The 13,570-nt window shown below is 60.3% G+C and carries 16 protein-coding genes; 6 read left to right on the top strand and 10 right to left on the bottom strand.

Annotated features, from left to right (window positions below):
* Window positions 1-15 precede the first annotated feature (15 nt).
* A complete protein-coding gene (locus ACYQ1A_RS04770; RefSeq protein WP_499360648.1) occupies window positions 16-1,413 on the bottom strand; it encodes a murein hydrolase activator EnvC family protein in 1,398 nt (465 codons plus the stop codon).
* 413 nt (window positions 1,414-1,826) lie between these two features.
* On the opposite strand from ACYQ1A_RS04770, the gene ACYQ1A_RS04775 reads away from it, so the two are divergent.
* Complete coding sequence (locus ACYQ1A_RS04775) at window positions 1,827-2,138, top strand: ArsR/SmtB family transcription factor (RefSeq protein WP_053938800.1); 312 nt, start codon at window positions 1,827-1,829, stop codon at window positions 2,136-2,138.
* 105 nt (window positions 2,139-2,243) lie between these two features.
* Here ACYQ1A_RS04775 and ACYQ1A_RS04780 read toward each other — a convergent pair whose 3' ends face one another.
* The 3 genes from ACYQ1A_RS04780 to cutA are packed head-to-tail and all read right to left on the bottom strand — an operon-like array spanning window position 2,244 to window position 3,577.
* On the bottom strand, window positions 2,244-2,723 hold the full coding sequence (locus ACYQ1A_RS04780) for a TlpA family protein disulfide reductase (protein ID WP_499360649.1): 480 nt from the start codon (window positions 2,721-2,723) through the stop codon (window positions 2,244-2,246).
* A 12-nt stretch (window positions 2,724-2,735) separates the two neighbouring features.
* Window positions 2,736-3,224 (bottom strand): protein-disulfide reductase DsbD domain-containing protein, encoded by a 489-nt coding sequence (locus tag ACYQ1A_RS04785; protein WP_499360651.1) that lies wholly within the window; start codon window positions 3,222-3,224, stop codon window positions 2,736-2,738.
* 2 nt (window positions 3,225-3,226) lie between these two features.
* On the bottom strand, window positions 3,227-3,577 hold the full coding sequence (gene cutA / locus ACYQ1A_RS04790; protein ID WP_062221952.1) for a divalent-cation tolerance protein CutA: 351 nt from the start codon (window positions 3,575-3,577) through the stop codon (window positions 3,227-3,229).
* Here cutA and ACYQ1A_RS04795 point away from each other — a divergent pair.
* On the top strand, window positions 3,576-3,998 hold the full coding sequence (locus ACYQ1A_RS04795; RefSeq protein ID WP_499360655.1) for an FxsA family protein: 423 nt from the start codon (window positions 3,576-3,578) through the stop codon (window positions 3,996-3,998). The two genes, cutA and ACYQ1A_RS04795, sit on opposite strands and share 2 nt — an antisense overlap.
* 67 nt (window positions 3,999-4,065) lie before the next feature.
* Here ACYQ1A_RS04795 and ACYQ1A_RS04800 read toward each other — a convergent pair whose 3' ends face one another.
* The 3 genes from ACYQ1A_RS04800 to ACYQ1A_RS04810 all read right to left on the bottom strand — a co-directional run bounded on the left by ACYQ1A_RS04800 (window position 4,066) and on the right by ACYQ1A_RS04810 (window position 6,432).
* The gene (locus ACYQ1A_RS04800) at window positions 4,066-4,653 is read right to left on the bottom strand and encodes a YggT family protein (protein ID WP_499360657.1); all 588 of its coding nucleotides are present in this window, start codon (window positions 4,651-4,653) and stop codon (window positions 4,066-4,068) included.
* A gap of 12 nt (window positions 4,654-4,665) precedes the next feature.
* Window positions 4,666-5,484 carry a pyrroline-5-carboxylate reductase gene (gene proC / locus ACYQ1A_RS04805; protein ID WP_499360660.1) on the bottom strand — a complete coding sequence of 273 codons (819 nt, stop codon included), beginning with the start codon at window positions 5,482-5,484 and terminating at the stop codon, window positions 4,666-4,668.
* A gap of 240 nt (window positions 5,485-5,724) precedes the next feature.
* Window positions 5,725-6,432, bottom strand: a complete 708-nt coding sequence (locus ACYQ1A_RS04810) for a YggS family pyridoxal phosphate-dependent enzyme (protein ID WP_499360663.1) — start codon at window positions 6,430-6,432, stop codon at window positions 5,725-5,727.
* Between the two features lie 387 nt (window positions 6,433-6,819).
* Here ACYQ1A_RS04810 and ACYQ1A_RS04815 point away from each other — a divergent pair, with 387 nt between their 5' ends.
* Window positions 6,820-7,863 (top strand): type IV pilus twitching motility protein PilT, encoded by a 1,044-nt coding sequence (locus ACYQ1A_RS04815; protein ID WP_499360666.1) that lies wholly within the window; start codon window positions 6,820-6,822, stop codon window positions 7,861-7,863.
* Between the two features lie 131 nt (window positions 7,864-7,994).
* Window positions 7,995-9,131, top strand: coding sequence for a PilT/PilU family type 4a pilus ATPase (locus ACYQ1A_RS04820; RefSeq protein WP_499360668.1), 1,137 nt, complete (start codon window positions 7,995-7,997; stop codon window positions 9,129-9,131).
* A 24-nt stretch (window positions 9,132-9,155) separates the two neighbouring features.
* On the opposite strand, the gene ACYQ1A_RS04825 is transcribed toward ACYQ1A_RS04820, so the two are convergent.
* Window positions 9,156-10,094 (bottom strand): LysR substrate-binding domain-containing protein, encoded by a 939-nt coding sequence (locus ACYQ1A_RS04825; RefSeq protein ID WP_062221967.1) that lies wholly within the window; start codon window positions 10,092-10,094, stop codon window positions 9,156-9,158.
* A 154-nt stretch (window positions 10,095-10,248) separates the two neighbouring features.
* On the opposite strand from ACYQ1A_RS04825, the gene ACYQ1A_RS04830 reads away from it, so the two are divergent.
* On the top strand, window positions 10,249-10,860 hold the full coding sequence (locus ACYQ1A_RS04830; RefSeq protein ID WP_499360669.1) for an FMN-dependent NADH-azoreductase: 612 nt from the start codon (window positions 10,249-10,251) through the stop codon (window positions 10,858-10,860).
* A 98-nt stretch (window positions 10,861-10,958) separates the two neighbouring features.
* A complete protein-coding gene (locus ACYQ1A_RS04835) occupies window positions 10,959-11,561 on the top strand; it encodes a pirin family protein (protein WP_062221944.1) in 603 nt (200 codons plus the stop codon).
* Between the two features lie 31 nt (window positions 11,562-11,592).
* On the opposite strand, the gene ACYQ1A_RS04840 is transcribed toward ACYQ1A_RS04835, so the two are convergent.
* On the bottom strand, window positions 11,593-12,501 hold the full coding sequence (locus ACYQ1A_RS04840; RefSeq protein ID WP_499360673.1) for an SMP-30/gluconolactonase/LRE family protein: 909 nt from the start codon (window positions 12,499-12,501) through the stop codon (window positions 11,593-11,595).
* On the bottom strand, window positions 12,498-13,415 hold the full coding sequence (locus ACYQ1A_RS04845) for an aldose 1-epimerase (protein WP_499360674.1): 918 nt from the start codon (window positions 13,413-13,415) through the stop codon (window positions 12,498-12,500). Before ACYQ1A_RS04845 ends, ACYQ1A_RS04840 begins: the two co-directional genes overlap by 4 nt.
* Window positions 13,416-13,570 lie beyond the last annotated feature (155 nt).

Raw genomic sequence — 13,570 nt, forward strand, 5'->3', positions numbered from 1 at the left:
TTTTGGTTATTACAGCTATCCAGCCCAGACGAGCGGGTCAAGGGGGCGGCCATGTTGGCGGATTTCGAAGTATACCCCCGAATCTCCCATGCCACCGCTGTTGCCACTGGTGGCGATGGCGTCCCCCGCTTGTACCTGATCACCAACGCGTTTGAGTACACTTTCGTTGGCAGCGTACAGACTCATATAGCCGCCACCGTGATCGATAATGATCAGATTTCCAAAGCCACGCAGCCAGTCGGCAAACACCACGCGACCGCTGGCCACCGCCTTCACCGGCAGGCCACTGTCGGCCTTGATGAACACCCCTTTCCAACTGGTGCCTTCCGCCCGTTGCGCGCCAAACTTGCCCATCACAGTGCCTTTGAGCGGCAAGCGCAACTTGCCGCGCAGGGCCGCAAACTGCTGGCCGGACTGACTGGAGTCGGGCTCGGCATCGTTCTGGCGCGTCACTTGCGGCTTGAGCTGCGTGCCCTCGTCAGTGTTGGCGGTTGCGGTCGGCGCTTCGGTCGGCGTCGGGGTGGGGTTCTTGTCATTGCTTGCTGCGGGTTGTTGCTTGCTGCCTGCCTGTCTGGCCGCGAGTTGTTGCTTGCGGCGTGCCGCTGCGGCTTCTTTGGCCTGGCGCTGGGCTTCGGCCTTTTTGCGCGCCGCGGCTTCGGCCAGACGTTTTTGTTCTTGCTGCTTGATGATGGCTTCAAGTCGCGTAATCAGGCTGCTCAGGCGTTTTTCGTCCGACTGCAGTTTGCCGATCTGATTGCGTTGCGATTCGATTTGTTGCGACAGCGTTTTGACCACGCGCTGTTTTTCTTCTTGCTGGTCCAGCAGCTCCGCCTTTTGTTGGGCTTTTTGCCGGGCAAGTTCCTGCAACGCTTCATTTTTCTCGCGAATTTGTGCGGCGAGGGTGTTCAGCTGGTCCAGCTGGGTTTGCAACTGGCGCGCCAGCTGTTGCTGCGCGGCCGCCAGATAGCGGTAGTAGGTCAGCTCACGGCTGGTTTGCGTCGGGTCTTGTCGTTCCAGCGCCAGGCGCCAGGCTTCGAGTTCGTGCGTTTGGTAGCGGCTTTTGAGCAAAGCGGCCAGCCGCGCCTGGCTGGTGCGGATATTGCTGCGCGTGGTGGCGACATCAATTTCAAGACGCGCCAGCTGCGCGCTGGTCAGCTCGCGTTGTTCAGATAAATCATTGAGCACGCGATTGGCATCCGAGATTGCGCTCTCGGACTGGCGCAAGGCGTCGGTGGCATCTTTGCGCTGCGATTCGTTATTGGCCAGATCATGCTTCAGCACATCGATCTGCCCGCGCAACTCGGTCAGCTCCTGCTTTTGCGCGGCGGTGTCGGGCACGGCTGGTGCCGCCAGGGCGAGATGCGCGCTGGCGGTGAGGGCAAGGCTCAGAATCAGGATAGGTCGGCTCGGCACGAGTCGGGGATGCGTTTCTATAGTCCAGGTTGTAGGCTACGTCCGGCGCCGCCCGGTGGCAGCGTGAACGCGGTTTCTGGTCCATGCGGACCGCGCCGACAAAGGTAACACGCCGTGCCCGCGCTGGGTATGGGGGCAAAATCGACCGGTGATCTTGCCAAACCCTACCGTGCATGCCTGATCACATGTGGCTTGATACAAATGGCGCTACACTGCGCCGAGCCTGCGGCAAGTTGTCAAATCTGAACACGTACGTGTTTTACCTTGTGTTGTTTACTAATCAGGGCGTTGGCAGCCGTTGCCACACGCAAATGGTCTGGTTAGTATCCACATCTGGCGGATGACCGGTCCAAGCGTTTATTCCGTTTCAGTAAACAGGGCGGCAACGCCCCGCACATTAGAAAACGAGGCAGATGGACAATCATTCCTACCTGATGACTGATGACCACATCAATCAGGCCTCCCGCGCGATGAAAGCGATGTCTCACCCGCTGCGGCTCAAGATCCTCTGTGTATTGGGTGATCGCGAAGTCAGTGTTCAAGACATCGTTGATCAAGTGGGCACGACTCAGTCGAATATTTCTCAACATCTGGCCTTGATGCGCGAGAAGGGCGTTTTGCGCACGCGTAAAGATGCCAACCGCGTCTATTACCGGGTGGGCGACATCCGCACGCTGGAAGTCATTGCCATGTTGCGGGATGTGTTTTGCGGGTTCTCCCGCTAAGCCTGTCCCGGCTCAGCACAAAATAAAAAAGCGGCGCATGCGCCGCTTTTTTCTCGTCCGATATTTGCCGCAACACTGCGCCGGCAGGCTGCGGCCCCGCTCCGCTTAACGCGCAGCCAGCAACGGTTTAAGCACTTTCTGCACCTCATCGGCCTTCATCGTGCCAAGTTGCTGTGCAGCGATATGGCCTTTGCGATCCAGAATCAGCGTAAACGGCAGGCCGCCCTGCACATTGCCCAGCGCCAGCATCATGTCCATGCCGTCGGCGTCGCCCAGCAAAACCGGATAAGTAACGCCGTATTGCTTGATGAACTGGCTGACGGCGGGCGCTTCATCGATGGCAACACCCACAAACTGCACGCTGTTGCCGTACTGCTTTTGCAATTTGACAAAGGCGGGCGTTTCTTCGCGGCACGGCGCGCACCAGGTGGCCCAGAAATTAAGCACGATAGGCTTGCCGATCCACTGCGACACTTTTTGCGGCTTGCCTTGCATATCTTTGAGCGGCTGGTCGAGTGCGGTGGCGGCAAAGCCATGTGCCGTCAGCAGCAGAGCCAGCATGGGCAACCATCGAGTCAGGCGCATCGTCGGCATTCCTTATTTTTTGGTGGTACCAAACAGCTCGTCTTTTTTGCTGCCGCTCTGGACCGCGTGCGAGGCGTTATCCGTGGGCAGTTTAAGCGTGACGGTTTGCGGCGGATAGCACACGCCCGCATCGGCGCAGCCTTGCATCTTGACCGTCAACGCGGTGCTGGATGGCCATGCCGTCTTGCTGGCCAGGCTCAGGTTGAACGGATGCGGATAAACTTCCATCTTGCCGAAATTAGGGTCGTTCTTGATCTTGCCGGCCGGGAAGGTACTGTCGAAGGCGGTGGCCGGATTGGCCGTTACCTTGATCCGGTCGTGATACAGGTAATAGCCCGGCGCGACGGTAAAGATCACGTTCAGATGGGTGGCATCAACCTGTTCGACGCTGGCTTTAAACGCCTCGGTGGGCGGCAGCAGGTCTTTCTGGTCAACGGCAAAAGCGGCGGTAGTAGCCAGCCCGCAGGCGGCAAACAGCAAAGTAGACAGCAGGCGCTGCACGTTCAGTTCTCCATGGCGTTGGCGGCCAGCCAGTGCAGATAGGGTGCGTGGCCAGCCACAACCGGTGTGGCGATGATTTCGGGTACATCGTACGGGTGTTGCGCGGCCAGCCAGTCTTGTAAGGCCGGATAGCGTGCGCGTGTGGTCTTGATCAGCAGCGGAACTTCCGTGGTCGTTTCGATTCTGTCTTGCCAGCGGTAGACTGACCGGACTTCTGGCAGCAGGTTCACGCAGGCGGCCAATCGGGCCGCCACAATGCCCTGCGCGAGGGTACTCGCCACTGCGGTGTCGGGGCAATTGCAAAACACCAGAAGGGCCGCATCTACCGCAGCCTGTTCATCGGAAAATTCCATGCCTTATCTCCTTCTTGGCCTGCTGGCCTGGCCTGTGCTCGAAATCGTGGTCATGATCATGGTGGCTCACGCGTTTGGCGTGGGCGTATTGCTGGCGTGGCTGGTGCTGGCCGCCATCCTTGGCGGCCTGATGTTACGCCATCACAAAATGGCTGTTGCCTGGTCGCTGTTCGAAGATTTACGCGCGGGTCGCGTCAAGACCAGCAGCTTGTTCTGGGTGGCGCGTTATTACATTGCGGCGGTCTTGCTGCTCTTGCCGGGCATTATTGGCGACCTGGTCGCGCTGGTGTTGTTGTTGCCGTGGCCGGGCGGTGGTCGCAACAAACCGGTGGGCCGCGGAGCGGTGCCGGATGGCGTGATCGAAGGCGATTATCGCCGGATTGAGCCCAAGGCCGGGCCGGATCGACAGATCGGCGAGTAAATACTTGATACAAAAAAAGGGGCACCCTCGGGTGCCCTTTTTGATGCATTCAAGCTGGCGCGCCGCGCTAGGCCATGATGCGGACGTATTGCAATATGGTCGGTTCCAGATCGGCCACCACCACATTAAGCAGCAACTGGATCAACAACACCAGGATCAGCGGCGAAATATCCACGCCGCCGATGGTGGGGATGATCTTGTGCAAGGTGCGCAAGAATGGCCCGGTCAGGCCCTGCATGATGGGCATCAGCGGGTTGTACGGCGACATCCATGACATCAGCGCCTGGATGACCGTCGCGGCAAACAGCAAATACAGCGACATCTTGGCCAGCTCAAGCACCGCCACGGCGATCAGCGCTGCAATCGACACTGCCGAGGTGAGCACCGGTGGCCACGGCGCGATCACCATCAGCAGCGTATGCATCAGCAAGGCCACCAGCCAGGCCAGCACGATGCTGGCGGTATCGTAGCGGCGGACGGCAGGCAGTACTTTGCGCAGGGGCAGCACTGCCCAGTTGGTGGTGGCCAGTACAAACTGGCCCAAGGGATGTTTGAACGAAATGCGACCGGCTTGCAGATAGAAGCGAGTCAGCAACAGCAGAATAAAAAATTCTGCCAGGACGTGGATCAGATAGCTCAGCGCGTGATCAATCATGCGTGGCCTCGTTTATAGATCAGCATCGCGGCCCAGCTCTTCGCCCAGTTCGCGCGAACGGGCGGCGGCAGCGGCTGCGGCGGCGATGATGGTGGCACGCATCTGGCTGTTTTCAAAGGCGTTGATAGCGCGCTCGGTGGTGCCGCCTTTGGACGTTACTTTAACCCGCAAGGTGGCGGCATCGTCATCGCTTTCCAGCGCCAGTTTGACCGAGCCAGCCACGGTCTGATAAGCCAGCAAATGCGCGACTTCCGGGCTGAAACCCTGGGCACGCGCGGCGGCTTGCAGCGCTTCCATGAAATAAAACACATAAGCCGGGCCGCTCCCGGAAATCGCGGTCAGGCCATCGATCTGGGTTTCTTCGTCCAGCCACACGGTTTTGCCAATCGAGGTAAAAATGCGCTCGGTCAGTGCGCGATCTTCAGCGTCGACCTGTGGTGCGGCATACAGGCCCGACATGCCGGCCTGGACCAGCGCCGGCGTATTCGGCATCACGCGCACTATGCGTGAATAGCCATCCAGCCAGCGCGAAATGGTCTCGGCGCGCACGCCTGCAGCAATCGAAATCAGCAGCGGTTGGTCACCGTTAGCCAGTGTTGCCTGCACCACCGCGCGCAATTGCTGCGGCTTGACGGCAAAGATCAGCACATCGCTGGCCGGGCGCGGCGTGTCGGGCGCGCTGGTGGTCACCTGATATTGCGCTGCCAGTTGTTCGCGCCGGGTGGCGTCGGGTTCTACCACGTGCAGTTGATCAGCACTGAAACCTTGCTGCGTCATTCCGCCAATCAGGGCGCCGGCCATATTGCCGCCACCGATAAAGGTGATCTTCATGTTCTCGTTATATCCCGTCTTGACTGATGCATCGACTGATCGCGCTGGCGCGTCAGGGTTCCCGGGCTGGGGCAAGTGTCCGGCAATGCACCGGCGCCCGGTTTGCCGCGCCGCGCCTCGAAGTGCGCACAGGCCCGGCGCTCGCCCTTATGGTTTATGCGGCCATCAGCGTGTGTTTCAACATCGCGGTTACTGCGGCGTGCGGTGTATGGGGTGTTAGCGGCCGCTGGGTGCTGGCGATTATGCCGTCATTTTTGCAGGTCTTGCGCCAAATAATGCCGTGCCCACCCGCACAACGGTGGCACCGTGGGCAATGGCGAGTTCCAGATCCGCCGACATGCCCATCGACAAGGTGTCCAGTTGCAGACCCGCAGCATTGAGCTTTTTCAGCAACGCAGGCAATGCGGCAAACTGCGTAGCCAGCCGGGCGTGGTCCGGCGTCGGTTCCGGGATAGCCATCAACCCGCGTAATTGCAGACGCGGCAAGCGCGCCACGGCGTGGGCCAGCTCCAGCGCGGCGGCTGGCTCCACGCCCGATTTGCTGGCCTCGCCCGAGACATTGATCTGCACGCACACCTGCAATGGCGGCAATGCGGCCGGGCGTTGTTCGGACAAGCGCTCAGCGATGACCAGGCGATCGATGGTATGCACCCAATGTGCGCGCTCGGCCACCAACCGGGTTTTGTTACGTTGTAGCGGGCCGATGAAATGCCATTCCAGATCCGGGTGTTCGATCAGCGCCGCATGCTTCTCAACCAGCTCCTGCACATAGTTTTCGCCAAAGCTACGCTGGCCCAGGGCGTATTGTTCGGCCACATCGGCGGCGGAGAAGGTCTTGCTGACGGCCAGCAAGTGCACGCTGGCCGGATCGCGCTGCGCCGCGTGAGCCGCCTGGGCGATACGCTCGAGCACGGCGGCGCGAGCGGGGGCGAGAGAAGCAGTGGTCATATCGATATTCAATAAAGACGCGGCGTGGCCGCAAGATGAGCGCAATTATAAAAGCGCGGCGCGCCGTTGGGGATGCTCGCGGGTGATACTGCGCGGCGTGCTGGTCATGCCACACTCGCATCCGTCCGTAAGCGTAGCTTCGCGCCTTGTCGGTTGGGCAGTAGCCAGCGCAGCCAAAGTTACGCGATAGTGCCGCACATGAGCGCGGGCAATGCCAGCCGGGCGTGGCTTTGCCGACACAGCCGCGGCGTTGTGCGCCCGGTTGTGACGGCGCTGCTTTAGAATCGCGTCAGTCTGTTGCGCGCTGTATATATGTATCGCAAAGCGGTGCGCTGCCTTGCTTTGGCCGCTTGCGGCCTGTCTATTACTCTGGAGCCTGGTTTTTTCATGGAAATCTCGGAACTGCTCGCGTTTGCCGTCAAGAACAAGGCTTCTGACTTGCACCTGTCATCTGGCCTGCCGCCGATGATTCGCGTGCACGGCGATGTCCGCCGTATCAACCTGCCGCCGCTTGAACATAAAGACGTACACGATATGGTGTACGACATCATGAACGACGGTCAGCGCAAGGTGTACGAAGACACGCTGGAATGCGATTTCTCGTTTGAAATCCCCAACCTGGCGCGCTTCCGCGTGAATGCCTTTGTGCAGAACCGCGGTGCGGGCGCGGTGTTCCGGACCATTCCGTCCAAGGTTTTGACGCTGGAAGAACTGAACGCGCCGCGCGTGTTTCAGGATATTGCGCAGAATCCGCGCGGGCTGGTGCTGGTGACGGGCCCGACCGGTTCGGGCAAATCGACCACGCTGGCCGCGATGGTCAATTACATCAACGAAAACGACTACGGCCACATTCTGACCGTGGAAGATCCGATCGAATTTGTGCATCAGTCCAAAAAGTGTCTGATCAACCAGCGTGAAGTGGGCCCGCATACGCTGAGCTTCTCCAACGCGCTGCGTTCGGCGCTGCGGGAAGATCCGGACGTGGTGCTGGTAGGCGAAATGCGCGATCTGGAAACCATCCGCCTGGCGCTGACCGCGGCCGAAACGGGCCACCTGGTATTCGGCACGCTGCACACCAGTTCCGCCGCCAAGACCATCGACCGCGTGGTTGACGTATTCCCGGCCGCTGAAAAAGAAATGGTGCGCGCGATGTTGTCCGAATCGCTGCGGGCGGTGATTTCGCAGACGCTGATCAAGACCAAGGACGGCCAGGGCCGTGCCGCGGCGCATGAAATCATGATCGGCATTCCGGCCATTCGTAACCTGATCCGCGAAAACAAGATTGCGCAGATGTACTCGGCCATCCAGACCGGCCAGCAGTTTGGTATGCAGACGCTGGACCAGTCGCTGCAGGCGCTGGTGTCGCGCAACATCATCAGCAACGCCGAGGCGCGCACCAAGGCGGCCATGCCCGATAACTTCAAGGGCTAAGGGCACAGGCACGCAAATCGCCGGGCCGCCGCCTGGCGATTTTTGTCGTGCGGCGGTAGTGGACGCCAACACAGTATTCAATAATCAAAAGCAGCGCGACGTAGCGCGAACCGACCCCGACTGGAACAGCGATGGAAAAAGAACAATCCGCCAAATTCATGCAGGACTTGCTGCGGCATATGCGCGCCAAGGGTGCATCCGACTTGTTCATCACCGCTGATTTCCCGCCGGCCATGAAGATCGACGGCAAGGTCACGCCGGTGTCCAATCAGCTGCTGAGCGCACAACACACCAAAGAACTGGCCCGCGCGATCATGAATGACCGTCAGGCCGAAGACTTTGAAGCCACCAAAGAATGTAACTTCGCCATCAGCCCCGGCACGCTGGGGCGTTTTCGCGTCAATGCGTTTTTGCAGCAAGGCCGGGTGGGCATGGTGCTGCGGACCATCAACAGCCAGATTCCGCGGCTGGAAGACCTGGGCTTGCCGCCGGTGTTGAAAGACATCGCCATGACCAAACGCGGTCTGGTGATTTTTGTGGGCGGCACCGGTTCGGGCAAGTCGACCTCGCTGGCGGCGATGATAGGCCACCGCAACGAACACGCGCACGATCACATCATCACCATCGAAGACCCGATCGAATACGTGCATGAGCACCGCAAATCGATCATTACCCAGCGCGAAGTGGGTGTGGATACCGAAAGCTGGGGAGCGGCGCTGAAGAACACGCTGCGGCAAGCGCCGGATGTGATTCTGATTGGTGAAATCCGCGATCGCGACACCATGGATTACGCGATTGCCTTTGCCGAAACCGGCCACTTGTGTATGGCCACCTTGCACGCCAACTCGGCCAACCAGGCGCTGGACCGGATCATCAACTTCTTCCCGGAAGAACGGCGTGCGCAATTGCTGATGGATTTGTCGCTTAACCTGAAGGCGTTTGTGTCGCAGCGCCTGTTGCCGCATCGCTCGGGCAAAGGTCGGGTTGCGGCGGTGGAAGTGATGCTGAACTCGCCGCTGATTTCCGATCTGATCTTCAAGGGCGAAGTGCATGAGATCAAGGAACTGATGAAGAAATCGCGTGAGTTGGGCATGCAGACCTTCGATCAGTCGCTGTTTGATCTGTTTGAGGCCGGTCTGGTCAATTATGAAGACGCGCTGCGTAACGCCGATTCGGTGAACGATCTGCGCTTGCAGATCAAGCTGAATGGCTCGGATGCCCGTACCCGGGACGTGCTGTCCGGCATCGACCACCTCGATATCGTTTAAACCTGCGCCTTATTGCCGCGCTCGCTACAGTTCCACCGGCGGGCGCGGTGTCATGCCATGCGCCGCGGCGGCGCCGGGCAAAGCCTCATCCAGATAATCCAGAAAATGCCGCACCGCCGGCACCAGCCCGCGCCGGCTGGGGAACACCGCGTGCACATAGGCACGTGCTGGCGCCCAGTCCGGCAGTACCGGAATCAGCTGGCCGTTATTGAGCTCGGTCTGGCACAGATATTCCGGGATAAACATCGCGCCGATTCCTGCTACCGCCGCATATTTGAGCGTGACCATATCGTCGGCCACGTAACGCGGGTAGTGGATCAACTGATGTTCTTCGCCATGCGGGCCAATCAGATTCCAGGTGGCGCGACCGTCGGTGGCGTTCATGGCCAGCGTATCCAGCCAGCTGAGTTCCTCCGGCCGCGTCGGCTGGCCCTGGCGCGCCAGTTGGGCCGGGCTGGCGACCAGCGTGCCGCCAGTCATGCCTAATTGTTTGACCACCAGCGAAGCGGAGTCCTGCAGCGTAAAACGCACCCGCAGCGCCACATCCACGCCTTCTTCCAGCAAGTCGATAACGCGGTTGGTCACCTGCATATTCACGCGCACTTGCGGATAACGCGCCAGAAAGCCGGGAATGACTTCGCCGATCACCGTCTGGGCCAGCGTCACCGGTACCGTCATTTTGATGGTGCCGCGCGGGGCAGCATGCACGCGCTCGACCGCTTCAGCGGCGGCGTTGGCTTCGTCGCGTATCGCCTGGCAATGCCGGTAATACAGCTCGCCGATTTCGGTCAGCGCCAGTCGGCGTGTGGTGCGCTGGAGCAAGCGCACGCCCAGCCGCGCTTCCAGCTCTTGCAGCCGCCGCGACAAGCGGCTTTTGGGGATACCCAGAACGCGCCCGGCCGCGGCAAAGCCGCCGCGTTCGACTACTTCGGCAAAGTACAGCATGTCATTCAGATCTTGCATCGCACCTGCCCACACTACGATTGTCCTGTTGGTGGGACAATCTATCGCATTTTTGCTGTCTTATCACTGATTGATGCGCCAGGTAGAGTTCGCCCCATGCCACGAAGCACAGCGCCTCGCTCAGCGTGGTGCACAACTCATCAGGAGAACCATCATGAAACTGTTGCACATTGATTCCAGCGTTCTGGCCGACAACTCGGTATCGCGCAAACTGACCGCCAAAATTGTGGCCGAATGGCAAGCGGCTCATCCTGGCACTGAAGTCGCCTATCTGGATCTGGCCGTTGCTGCGCCGGGCCATCTCTCTGGTGAAATCCTCGGTGCCCGCTTTGTGCCGGCTGAAGGTCACAGCGCCGTGCAGAAAGAAGAAACCGCGTATACCGAAGCGCTGCTGGAACAATTCTTTGCCGCTGATGTGATTGTGGTGGGCGCCCCGATGTACAACTTCTCGGTGCCGAGCCAGCTCAAAGCCTGGATCGACCGCATTCTGCAAGCGGGCCGCACCTTCCGCTACGGCGCCAATGGTCCGGAAGGTCTGGCCGGTGGCAAAACCGTGATCATTGCTTCGACGCGTGGCGGCCCGTACTCCACCAGCGAAGTGATGCGCGCACGTGACCATCAGGAAGCGTATCTGAAGACCGTATTCGGCTTCGTCGGCATCACCGATGTGCGCATCGTGCGCGCCGAAGGCCTGAACATGGGCGAAGAAGCCAAAAATGCTGCGCTGGCTTCTGCCCACGCAGACATCGCGGCCTTGAATGCCTAAGCTTTACTAGCCGCATCCCAAAACGCCCGGCTGGTCCGGGCGTTTTTTATTGCCGCAAGCCACGCCGTAACCGATCAACCCAGCACAGGAAACGCATCATGCACGCGCTTGATCCCGTGGTACGCCAGCATTTGCAAGGGCAGGCACCGCAACGCCTGGCGCTGGCGGGCGCGGCAGGGTATGCGGTGGTGTATCTGTTTGAAGATTCGCAGAGTTGCCTCACTGTCGATGGCCTCGGTGGCGGTCGGGCGGCTCTGGCGCCGGGCGAATGGCTGTGTGCCCCGCGCGCGCAGGCCGAGTTGCAGCTGCAAGGCATCGGCAATCTGCATGTGCATGGCATTGTGCTGGCGCTGGAGTCCGCCCCGGTGCCGCGGCGCTTGTTCAGCAAGTGCGAAATTCCGGTGGCGATCGGGCCGGGATGGCGGGTGCGGATACTGGCGGGGGCGGCGTGCGGCAAAAGCGCGCCGTGTAGCGCTGCGCCCATCGCCATGTTTGATGTGTTTCTTGAAGCCGGCGCAATGCTGGATGATCCTGCCTTTGCTGGCTGCACGGTCGAAGTGTTGCAGGGCGGCCTGGCTATCGGTGCGCGCCAGCTCGCGAGCGGCAGCGTTAGTCATCTGGGGGCTGAACACACCGCCTTGCAGGCCACGCAACGCACCCATGTTCTGGTGACGCAAGGCCTGGCCGAGGCAGTTGCTTAGCCGCGCCGCCCACGCCATCCGCGTGTGCGCGCTAGCTACCGGGCAGCCTGGTACCGCGCACCGCCAGATATACCGCATAGAGCGAACTCGACGCGGTGATAAACAGGCGGTTGCGCTTGAGTCCACCAAAGCACAGATTGCTCGCCGTTTCTGGCAGACGAATCTTGCCCAGCAGCCTGCCTGCGGCCGAATAACAATGCACGCCATCGGCGGCGCTGCTCCAGACATTGCCCAGCTCATCAACCTTGATCCCATCCGGCATGCCAGGGCTGATCTCGGCCAGCACGCCCTGATCGCTTAATGTGCCGTGCTCGTCCAGACCAAAGCGGCGGATATGATGCGGTCCGTCGGCAAGGTGCGAGCCGCCGCTATCGGCCACGTACAGCAGGCGTTCATCGGGCGCAAAGGCCAGCCCGTTGGGTTTGACCATATCGGTGATCATGGCGTGCAAGCGGCCCCATGGGTCGATACGGAACACGTGGCAGCACGGCTGCTCGGGTGCGGCGCGCTCGCCTTCGTAGTCGGTCAAAATGCCGTAGTCGGGATCGCTAAACCAGATGCTGCCATCGCGTTGCACGACCACATCATTAGGCGAATTAAGGCGGCCGCCGCCAAAGTGCGAGACTAGTGTGGTCGTGCTGCCGTCATGTCCGGTGCAGGTAACGCGGCGGGCGCCGTGTTCGCAGGTGATGGTGCGGCCCTGCCCATCGCGCGCCCGGCCATTGGCAAAACCTGAGGGTTGCCGAAACACGCTCACCCCGACGCCTTCAATCCACCGCAGGATACGGTTTTCCGGGATGTCGCTGAACAACAGATATTGGCCATCGCCATACCACTGCGGGCCTTCGGCCCAGCGCGCGCCGCTGTAGAGGCAATCGATGCTGGCATGCGGCAGTACCAGTGCGCCGAAGGCCGGATCGATAATTTCATAACCCGTCATGGCTGGCGCTCGATAAAACGCGGCGCCAGCGTGAATTGCGCCTGCAGCACTTCGCCCGGCTCCAGCCAATGGCCACCCAGCGTGTCGGGTTGCACGCGCTGCAAATTGAGCCAATCAGTGCAATTGCTAACCGGTTCCATGCAGAAATGATCCAGAGCGGGCGGCACATACAGCACAAAGAAATCAAATGGCGCGTGGGCAGTCATGGTCAACGCGGCGCCATGCTGCGGCCACCGGACTTCGCTCTGGCGTTGCCAGCCGGTGAAGTTGTTATCAAGGTTGAGCTCATCAATCAGACAGCCCTGGCGCAACTGCGCCAGCAGCGGCGGGCTGCTCAGATGCGTGGGCATTAGCTCGGCATCGGATTGCCACATGCCGCTGACGTCGCTGCGCAACCAGGTGCGGGCGTCGCGCAAAAAATACGGATGATGGCCCAGACCAGCGGGCATGGCCACGCTGTCGCGGTTTTCCAGCGTCATGGTGATATGCAGCGCGTCATCCAGCTCAAAAAACTGGGTGGCCCGAAAATCAAACGGCCAGTCATCGCGTGCGTGGTCTAGCGTCAAGGTGGCGGTATTGCTGGTTTGCGCTGCCACTTGCCACGGCAGCCGCCAGCCCACGCCGTGCAGGGTATGCGGCGAATCAGGCATGTTGGCGCGCATCTGGATGGTCCGCGCGCGTGCGGGGGCGCGACCTTCCCGAATGCGATTGCAGAACGGCAGCAAAGGAAAACTGGCCATCCCCAGTGGATTGCCCTGCGCCAGGGCCGCCGCCGAGGCCGGGCGCAACCATTCAAAACTGGCGTCACCACGTTGGCTGAAATAACGCACGATGCTGCCGCCTATGCCCGGCGCAAGGATCAATGCATGCGGCCCGTGGGCCAGATGCAACAGGTCTGGGGACGTCTGGACCATGCTGGTTCTCTGTGGTTGGGGGCAAAGTGCCGTCAGTTTTGGCGCTAATATACCAATATTATTACTAATAAAGACGATTTATTTTAGTGCGCTATGAGCAATCGAGCGGAAAAAAAATGGCTGATCGCATATCATGCTGATCGACATGGCGCGCC

Source organism: Silvimonas sp. JCM 19000 (genome assembly GCF_054652575.1).

Excerpts from the sequence above, each read along its gene's own strand:
- ACYQ1A_RS04810 (WP_499360663.1), bottom strand. The coding sequence starts at position 6,432 with ATGACCACTGCTTCTCTCGCCCCCGCTCGCGCCGCCGTGCTCGAGCGT.
- ACYQ1A_RS04780 (WP_499360649.1), bottom strand. The coding sequence starts at position 2,723 with ATGCGCCTGACTCGATGGTTGCCCATGCTGGCTCTGCTGCTGACGGCA.
- ACYQ1A_RS04820 (WP_499360668.1), top strand. The coding sequence starts at position 7,995 with ATGGAAAAAGAACAATCCGCCAAATTCATGCAGGACTTGCTGCGGCAT.
- proC (WP_499360660.1), bottom strand. The coding sequence starts at position 5,484 with ATGAAGATCACCTTTATCGGTGGCGGCAATATGGCCGGCGCCCTGATT.
- ACYQ1A_RS04845 (WP_499360674.1), bottom strand. The coding sequence starts at position 13,415 with ATGGTCCAGACGTCCCCAGACCTGTTGCATCTGGCCCACGGGCCGCAT.
- ACYQ1A_RS04825 (WP_062221967.1), bottom strand. The coding sequence starts at position 10,094 with ATGCAAGATCTGAATGACATGCTGTACTTTGCCGAAGTAGTCGAACGC.
- ACYQ1A_RS04775 (WP_053938800.1), top strand. The coding sequence starts at position 1,827 with ATGGACAATCATTCCTACCTGATGACTGATGACCACATCAATCAGGCC.
- ACYQ1A_RS04840 (WP_499360673.1), bottom strand. The coding sequence starts at position 12,501 with ATGACGGGTTATGAAATTATCGATCCGGCCTTCGGCGCACTGGTACTG.
- cutA (WP_062221952.1), bottom strand. The coding sequence starts at position 3,577 with ATGGAATTTTCCGATGAACAGGCTGCGGTAGATGCGGCCCTTCTGGTG.
- ACYQ1A_RS04800 (WP_499360657.1), bottom strand. The coding sequence starts at position 4,653 with ATGATTGATCACGCGCTGAGCTATCTGATCCACGTCCTGGCAGAATTT.
- ACYQ1A_RS04815 (WP_499360666.1), top strand. The coding sequence starts at position 6,820 with ATGGAAATCTCGGAACTGCTCGCGTTTGCCGTCAAGAACAAGGCTTCT.
- ACYQ1A_RS04835 (WP_062221944.1), top strand. The coding sequence starts at position 10,959 with ATGCACGCGCTTGATCCCGTGGTACGCCAGCATTTGCAAGGGCAGGCA.
- ACYQ1A_RS04830 (WP_499360669.1), top strand. The coding sequence starts at position 10,249 with ATGAAACTGTTGCACATTGATTCCAGCGTTCTGGCCGACAACTCGGTA.
- ACYQ1A_RS04795 (WP_499360655.1), top strand. The coding sequence starts at position 3,576 with ATGCCTTATCTCCTTCTTGGCCTGCTGGCCTGGCCTGTGCTCGAAATC.